We start from the raw sequence: 7,535 nt of genomic DNA on the forward strand, positions 1-7,535 counted from the left end.
GGTGTCCGGCATGGACACAGCGATCGCAGCGATCCGGGACGTCGTCGGCAGGGTGCAGGACGCGCAGCGGCGGGAGGCGGTCGACGACTTCGTCGCGCTGTTCCGCCACGACGCGGTCTGGACCACGGGGCACGGGAAGCGGCTGACCGGCCGGGACGAGATCGGCGAGTTCACGCGGAAGGTGCTGCCCGGTGCGATGCGCGGCACGACCGTCACGTACGAGCTGGTCGACGTCCTGTTCATCCGGCCCGACGTGGCCGCTGCGCGGGTCCGGCAGACGACGGTGTCGCCGGACGGCGCCGCCGAGGGCAGCCCCGTCTACGTGATGGCCCTCGAGGACGGCCGCTGGCTGCTGACCGCCTGCCAGAACACGCCGGTCGTCAGCTGAGGTCCCTGAGGTCCGCCGCGTGGTCGCGGGCCCACTCCGCGAACGTGCGGGCCGCCCGCCCGGTCACCGGCGTCGCCGTCGGCAGCTCCACCGGGACCGGCGCGGCGGCCTCGACGCCGGCGGAGGGTGCCGCGACATCGGTGGAGGCCGCCTCGGCGGCGGGCGCGTTGCCGGAGTAGTCCTCGAACCCGAGCAGGAAGTCGGCGTTGGCCGCCGCGAAACCGCCCTGCGCGCGGTACAGCTCCCGGGCCCGCCCCGCGGTCACCACCTCGAGCCGCACCGGCCGGCCGGTCGCCGCGGCGATCGCGTCGACCTGCTCCCGGCGGGTGATCACCGCGGGGCCGTTCACGTCGTACGCCCTGCCGTGGTGCCCGTCCTCCAGCAGGGCCACGGCCGCGACGTCGGCGATGTCGGCCTCGTGGACCGGGCACCACGCGGCGTCGGGGAACGGCTCGCGGACGACGCCCTCGGCGCGGATCGACGGTCCCCACAGCCACAGCTTGTTGAGCATGAACTCGCCGGGGCGCACGTGCGTCCACCGCAGGCCGGAGCCCTCGACGGCCCGCTCGACCGGCAGGTGGAAGTCGGTGTCGTAGCCGCCGGTGACGGCGCCCGAGGACAGGGTGACGATCCGCTCGACGCCGGCCCGCGCCGCCAGCTCCACCACGTCACGGGCGGTGCGGGCGACCGGGAACAGGTACATCCGGGAGACCCCGGCGAGCGCGCCGGCGAGCGATGCCGGGTCGTCGAGGTCACCGCCGAGCACCTCGACGCCATCCGGAAACCGTGCCGTGCCGGGCGAGCGGGTGAGGACGCGGACCCGCGCTCCCTGTGCCACGAGCCGCCGCACCACGAGCCTGCCCACGTTGCCGGTCGCGCCGGTCACCAGGATCGTCATGCTACCGATCCTAGGCGCGGCGCAGGTCGGTGGCGGTGGCCCGGCGGCGGACGGCGGCGGGCGCGATCGCGGCCAGGACGCCCAGCAGCGCGGCCGCGACCCACAGCGCCGGGGCAGTGGCACCCAGGATGTCCGATGTGGACAGTGACAGGGTCCGGGTCCAGGCGGCGAGCACGACGCCGGCGCAGCCGCAGGCCAGGGCCAGGGCGACGGCGAGCGGGACCGCGGCGGCCAGGAACTCCGCCGCGGCGACCGTGCGCCACGGCGCGCCGAGGACGAGGAGACGGGCGTTGCGCCGGCGGTGCTGCAGGAACCGTTCGATGGCGCCGACCCCGAACGCGGCCCCGGCGAGCAGCGCGGCGACGGCGAGGGTCACCGACAGCAGGACCAGCCCGGCGGAGCGGTCGAAGCCGTGCGCCGACTCCAGCGGCCCGCCGAGCGGGACGGGCCGGACGTCGCCGGCTCGCTCCAGGTAGGTCGCCGGGAGGTGCGCGGCGACGTACGCGGCGAACGCCTCAGCGTCGGCCGGATCGGTGGAGACGGTGACAGTGGCGTGTCCGCCGTCGCCGGACGACCCGATCACGCGGTCGACGCCGGGTGCTTCCGCCAGCCCGGCCTCCGGGCCGACGATCACGTAGGTCGCCTCCGGGGTGCCGTTGCGCGGGCTCGGGCCGGTCCATTCGGCGTAGCCGGCAGCGGCGGCGAGGCCGACCACCGACAGGAACATCGCCACGGCGACCGACGCGACCTGCCGCGGCGCGTGGGACGGCGTGTGGTCCAGGCGCCGGCCGGCCAGGCGCACCGGCAACGGGCCCACGGCGGCGAGGCGGCGGCCGAGCCAGGCGGTGAGCACGGGCACCGCCGCCGGTAGGCCCGCGGCGCACAGCAGGATGCCGCAGGTGAAGAGGGTTGCCTGCGCCGCGAAGGGCAACCCCGGCACCAGTACCGATGCCGCCGACGCCACACCGAGCACCGGGGTGAGCAGACGGCCCGCGCTCGGGCGCGGAGCCGGAGAATCGAGGGTCGGCCGAGGCCAGCCGTAGTCGTCGAGATAGACGGCGAGCAGCGTCAGCCCGGCCACCACCGCGGCGATCATCGCGGGTGGGGTGTGCACGTCGGCGGCGAACCAGTGGAACCGGCCCAGGTGCCAGCCGCCCGACAGCGGCCGCAGCAGGAGCAGGAACACGCCGGTGCCCAGCAGCGCGCCGAGCGCGGAGACGACGCCGATCTCGGCCGCCTCGACCAGCTCCGCCTGGCGGCGGCTGGCGCCCATACGGTGCAGCGTGGCGGACCGGCGGCTCGGCACGCCGGGGGCCACCGCGGAGCAGGTGGCGAGCAGCACGCCGAGCGGGAACAGCAGGAACAGGGTGAGCGCGGTGGTGACGATCCGCTCGCCGACCTGGTACTTCTCCCACGGGATGGGCGGCTCGCCGCTGGGGCCGAAGCCGATGATGACGGGCGCGCCGGCGAGCGCCGCGGGGTCGACACCCACCCAGGCGCGCAGCTCGTCGGGGGCGACGAGGCCGGCGGGGCCGATCGTGCCGACGACCCGCTGCGAGAAGCGGGCGCGGGCCCGCGGGTCGGTGCGGATGAGCTCGGCGAGCGCGGGCGAGACGACGGCCTGGCCCGGCAGCGGGAGCTTCGCCAGCCCCGGTGGCACCTGCGGATCCCGGGTTCCGATGGCCGCGACCGCGAACCGGACGAGCTCCCGCCCGCCGATGCTGTCCTGGATCATGGCGAAGCGCGTCCCGCCGTCCTTGTCGACCGGGCCCGCGATGATGTCGCGTGCGGTCTCGCGGTGGTCCTGCGCCGCGATGACGCCGGGGGCGGCGAGCGCGCCGAGCAGCAGCACGGCGCCGATCGCGGTGCCGGACGCCATCACCGCCATCCGGGCCCACGCCCGGCGCCCGCCGGTCAACGTGAGCCGGACACCGAGCCGCAGCCAGGGTTCCGTGTCGGGTGCCATGTCACCTGAAGTTTCTCGAGAAGCCCTCGGCTTCAGCCTTGGGGAGGCACGGAAGTGCTCTAGGCGTTGCGCCAATGCTCGACGTAGCGTTTGACGACCTCCAAGGTTGCGCCGCCGGTCGTGGCGACGAAGTACGAGTTGGTTCACAGCGCCGGCAGCCGCGGGTTGACCTCGTCCGTCCCGGCTCGCTACAACTTGTTGTCATATGCTGTTTCGTGTGGAAGATGTGGTGCGGTACACCTACCGTCTGCGTCCGGGTGCGACGGCGGTTGCCGCGCTCATGGCCGAGTGGGGCCGCTGTCGCTGGCTGTGGAACGAAGCCGTTCACCAGCAACGCAGCGGCCGTAAGCCCACCTTCGCGAAACTGTGCAGACTCCTCACCGAGGCTCGGGCCAGGAATGCTTGGCTTCGCAGCGGGTCGCAGGTCGTGCAGCAGCAGGTGTTGCGAACCTATGGCCTCGCCCTGACGCATTCGTTCACGATCAAGGGCAGGGGCCGGCCCCGCCCGAAGAAGCGCTCGAAGACGTTGCCGACGCTGGACTACACGGTGCGTGGGTTCACGCTCAACGGCGGGCGTCTCAGGCTCGCGGGCGGCATCGTCATCCCGGTGGTGTGGTCCCGTGACCTGCCGTCGGAGCCGTCCAGTGTTCGCGTGTTCCAGGACTGCCTCGGGCACTGGTACGCGTCGTTCGTCGTCCGCCGCGAAAGCGCGAATGCGCCTGAGGTGACCGGGTCGATCGGCATCGACTGGGGTGTCACCACCACCGCGACGACCACGAACCCCGCCTACGACCTGCCGCACCACGGGTTCCGCAAGCGGTGCGCCGCTGAACTGGCGAAAGCGCAACGCAGGATGGCCCGCCGCCGACCGCTGAACGGCCACGCCAGCAGTAGCGGCTACCTGCGGGCGAGACGGCAGGCCGCGAAGCTGCACAGGAAGGTCGCCCGGCAGAGTCGGCACACCGCCCGCATCTGGGCCAAGAGCGTGGTCGACAACCATCAGATCATCGCTGTGGAGGACTTCAAGCCCGTGTTCCTGGCGAGGTCCACGATGGCGCGCAAGGCCGCCGACGCCGCTATCGGCGCGGCGAAGCGGGAGCTGATCGAACGTGGCGCGCGGGCGGGCCGGAAGGTGGTGCTGGTGCCGCCCGCCTACACGACCATGACCTGTTCCGGGTGCTTCGCAAGAGCCACGCAACCACTCGGGCTGGGTGTGCGAACGTTCGTCTGCACGACCTGCGGTCACACCGCCGGACGCGACGAGAATGCTGCGAGGGTCATCCTCGCCACGGCAGAGCGTGACCGTGCTGATGTTGATGGCGTAAGACATGCGATCACCTCCTCCTGGAGCGGGTTGCATGCGGCCTGAGTCAGAAATCCTCCGGATCCATCGTGGGGAAGCGTTAAGTCCTCAGATCGGGGAGTCGGCGGGCCGGCCGTCGTGGAGGAAGACGGTGCGGTCGGCGTACGCGGCGACGCGGGCCTGCCGCGTGGCGAGCACGATCGCGGCGTCGCGGCGGCGGGCCGCACCGGTGAATGCGTCGAGGAGCAGCTCCCCGGCGGCGTCGCCGACGGCCATGACCGGCTCGTCCGCGAAGACGACGGCGGGGTCGTGGACGAGCGCCCGCGCGACGGCGGCCCGCAGCACCTGGTCGTCGGGCACCTCCCAGGGCAACCGGTCGGCGACGTCGACGAGGTCGAGCTCCTTGAGCAGCCCGGCCGCGGAGTCGCGGCGGCCCTGCAGGCGCAGCGGCAGCTCCACGTTCTCCCGCAGGGACAGCTCCGGGATCAGGTCGCCGGACTCGAACACGAAGCCGAAGCGGCGCAGGCGGATCGCGCTGCGGGCGTCGTCGGACAGCCCGTTCAGCTCCTGGCCCTCGAAGGTGACCAGGCCGCCGTCGGGGACCAGTACCCCCGACAAGACGTGCAGCAGCGTGGACTTGCCGCAGCCGGCGGGCCCGACGACCGCCACGACCTCGCCCGGCGCGACGGACAGGTCGACGTCGTCGAGGGCCTGCGCGGCGCCGAACGCGAGCCGCAGCCCCCGGCCCGTCAGCACGGGTGCTCCTGGAGACTCGCCCGGATGCGGTCGATGCGGGGCCCGGCGGCGTCGATCCAGCGCAGGTCGGCCTCGAGGTGGAACATCTCGAAGTCGGCGTCGAGCTGCTCGATCGGCTCGCCCGCCGTGCGGACCTCGCGCAGCTGCCGCATGCGGGCCATGTGCGTCTGCCGCTGCCGCTCCAGGATCCGCTGCGGCTGCCGGCTGGTCAGCAGCGCGACCACGATCTTGGCGAACAGGACCTGCCGGGCGGCGCGCAGGTCGGGCAGCTCGGGCTCGGCGAGCCAGCGCTCCAGCTCCTCGACGCCGGCGCCGGTGATGCCGTAGAGCCGCCGGTCCGGGCCGCCGCCGGGCTCGACGCCGACCTGCTCGGTGAGCCCGGCGTCGGCGAGCCGGCGCAGCGACGAGTACACCTGGGCGGAGGCGACCGGATGCCCGCCGGCGAACCAGCGGTCATACCGCTGGCGCAGCGTGTACCCGTACTGCGGCTGCCCTTCGAGCAGACCCAGCAGGGATCGACTGACCGACATGTGTCGGACAGTACCGCAACTAGCAACGCAGTTGCTAGTATCGTGCCCCTGACATCGGCCGGGATTTTCTGTCGTACCCCCGTGCTTGAGTGTTCGTATGCCTCGCCGTCGTGATCCTGCTGCTGCTCGGGTGGTGCATCGCACCTGCCGGGTCGGGTTGCGGACCACGCGTGGTCAGCGGGAGCGGTGCTTCGGGCTGCTGCGCTCGGCTGGCGACGTGTGGGCGTGTGTGCTGGAGGTCAACCATTGGCCGTGGCGGCATGACGCGCCGCCGGTGGTGTCGTATCAGGCGCTGTGCCGGGAGCTGTCCACGGCCGGGCCAGGCACCTTCGGTGACCTCGACTCGATCGGGGCCAGGTCGGTGCCGCGCCGGTATTCGGATGCGTGGTTCACGGCGGCGAAGCGCCGCAAGGCCGGGGACCTGTCCGCGCGGTTCCCGCGCAGGCGACGTGGTCTGCTGCCGGTCCGCTACTACCACGGCACCTTCACCCTGGACGGGCGGCGCCTGCGGCTGCCGGTCACGCGTGGGTGTGCGCCGCTGTGGCTGCGCCTGGACCGGGTTGTGCCGTACCCGCCGGAGCAGGTCCGGTCGGTGACCCTGTTGGCTGAGGGTGGCCGGTTTGTGGGTCGAGGTCAACCGCCGAAGCCCCCGTCACCGTGCACCCGGCAGGCGCAGGTCCGGACCCGGCCCGGGTCGCCGGCGTCGACCTCGGTGTCATCCACCCGCACGCGGTCGCCGGGCCCGGCGGGCACGGGCTACTGGTGTCCGGGCGGGCGGTCCGGGCGGAGCATCGCATGCACCTGGCCGACACGAAACAGCGGCGTCGAGCGACCGCCGGCCGGGCGCCGAAACCCGGGCAGCGCGGGTCGTGGCGGTGGCGCAAGACCCGCCGCCGCGCCCGCCTCGTCGAGGGCCGGCACCAGCGCAGGATCCGGCAGGCACAGCACGAGGCGGCGAAGACCGTGATCGACTGGGCGGTGCGGCTGCGGATCGGGACGCTGACCGTCGGCGAACCCCCGCGGCGTCCTCAACCTGCCCGCGGGGCGCCGGCACAACCTGCGGCTGCGGCAGTGGCAGGTCGGCCGCGCCATCGCCGTGCTGCGGGACAAGGCCGAACTCGCCGGGATCACCGTCCATCTCGTCGACGAACGCGGCACCTCCTCAACCTGCCCCACCTGCCGCCGGAAGATCACCAAACCGGCCGGTCGGACCATGACCTGCCGGCATCGCAATCTCTCCGGGCACCGTGATTTGTTCGCGGCCGCCACCATCGCCACCCGCACCCGGGGCATACCGGGGCTTCCGCGGGCGGCGGCACCAGCACCCCAGCGGCAGCAGCAGTGTTGCCGCAGGCGCTCACGCACCGTCGAGCAGGACGACACCTTCCCGGTGCCGGACTGTCCCGGCGTGACCCCCGCCGACCCCCACCGCACCGTCATGCCGCCACACCCGGCGACGCGACGGTGAACATGATGGGGGCGGCAGGAGTCGGTTTGGCCGGCTGAGGCCCACCCCATCACGGTGGGGAGTCGCTCGACGCACCCGTGCGGCGAGGAACCACAACACCACCAACCCGGTGAACATCAGTGGTCACAGCACTAGTGCAACGTTCGTTAAAGGTGGTACACGAACTTGTGGCGGAGTGTGCGGTTCGGTGGTGCGGGCCGTCCCCAGATCCAGGGGTTGGCGTGGG

7 protein-coding genes and 2 pseudogenes are annotated in these 7,535 nt (G+C 73.1%); 4 read left to right on the plus strand and 5 right to left on the minus strand.

The genetic code is table 11. The features are described 5' to 3' along the window. Window positions 1-10 precede the first annotated feature (10 nt). A complete protein-coding gene (locus tag AB0J72_RS37295; RefSeq protein WP_363407506.1) occupies window positions 11-388 on the plus strand; it encodes an SgcJ/EcaC family oxidoreductase in 378 nt (125 codons plus the stop codon). Here the strand turns inward: AB0J72_RS37295 and AB0J72_RS37300 are convergent. The 3 genes and pseudogenes from AB0J72_RS37300 to AB0J72_RS37310 all read right to left on the minus strand — a co-directional run. After that, window positions 381-1,286 (minus strand): NAD(P)H-binding protein, encoded by a 906-nt coding sequence (locus tag AB0J72_RS37300; protein ID WP_363407509.1) that lies wholly within the window; start codon window positions 1,284-1,286, stop codon window positions 381-383. The two genes, AB0J72_RS37295 and AB0J72_RS37300, sit on opposite strands and share 8 nt — an antisense overlap. A gap of 10 nt (window positions 1,287-1,296) precedes the next feature. Continuing rightward, complete coding sequence (locus tag AB0J72_RS37305; protein ID WP_363407511.1) at window positions 1,297-3,252, minus strand: hypothetical protein; 1,956 nt, start codon at window positions 3,250-3,252, stop codon at window positions 1,297-1,299. Window positions 3,253-3,311: 59 nt separating this feature from the next. Then, window positions 3,312-3,413: pseudogene (locus tag AB0J72_RS37310) on the minus strand (IS200/IS605 family transposase); the annotation flags it as partial. 56 nt (window positions 3,414-3,469) lie between these two features. On the opposite strand from AB0J72_RS37310, the gene AB0J72_RS37315 reads away from it, so the two are divergent. Next, the gene (locus tag AB0J72_RS37315) at window positions 3,470-4,621 is read left to right on the plus strand and encodes a transposase (protein ID WP_363407514.1); all 1,152 of its coding nucleotides are present in this window, start codon (window positions 3,470-3,472) and stop codon (window positions 4,619-4,621) included. Between the two features lie 42 nt (window positions 4,622-4,663). Here AB0J72_RS37315 and AB0J72_RS37320 read toward each other — a convergent pair whose 3' ends face one another. Then, complete coding sequence (locus AB0J72_RS37320; RefSeq protein ID WP_363407517.1) at window positions 4,664-5,311, minus strand: ATP-binding cassette domain-containing protein; 648 nt, start codon at window positions 5,309-5,311, stop codon at window positions 4,664-4,666. Then, window positions 5,305-5,841 (minus strand): PadR family transcriptional regulator, encoded by a 537-nt coding sequence (locus AB0J72_RS37325; protein ID WP_344499646.1) that lies wholly within the window; start codon window positions 5,839-5,841, stop codon window positions 5,305-5,307. The genes AB0J72_RS37320 and AB0J72_RS37325 overlap by 7 nt, the downstream gene beginning before the upstream one ends. 657 nt (window positions 5,842-6,498) lie before the next feature. Between AB0J72_RS37325 and AB0J72_RS37330 the strand changes: the two are divergent. Continuing rightward, window positions 6,499-6,846, plus strand: a pseudogene (locus tag AB0J72_RS37330) (hypothetical protein); the annotation flags it as partial. A gap of 91 nt (window positions 6,847-6,937) precedes the next feature. Then, entirely contained in the window at window positions 6,938-7,309 is a 372-nt protein-coding gene (locus tag AB0J72_RS37335; protein ID WP_363407520.1) for a zinc ribbon domain-containing protein, read from the plus strand. Window positions 7,310-7,535 lie beyond the last annotated feature (226 nt).

Source organism: Dactylosporangium sp. NPDC049742 (genome assembly GCF_040674675.1).
GTDB classification, from domain to species: Bacteria; Actinomycetota; Actinomycetes; order Mycobacteriales; family Micromonosporaceae; genus Dactylosporangium; species Dactylosporangium maewongense.

Coding starts and splice junctions, on each gene's coding strand:
- AB0J72_RS37295 (WP_363407506.1), top strand. CDS start 11: ATGGACACAGCGATCGCAGCGATCCGGGACGTCGTCGGCAGGGTGCAG.
- AB0J72_RS37300 (WP_363407509.1), bottom strand. CDS start 1,286: ATGACGATCCTGGTGACCGGCGCGACCGGCAACGTGGGCAGGCTCGTG.
- AB0J72_RS37305 (WP_363407511.1), bottom strand. CDS start 3,252: ATGGCACCCGACACGGAACCCTGGCTGCGGCTCGGTGTCCGGCTCACG.
- AB0J72_RS37325 (WP_344499646.1), bottom strand. CDS start 5,841: ATGTCGGTCAGTCGATCCCTGCTGGGTCTGCTCGAAGGGCAGCCGCAG.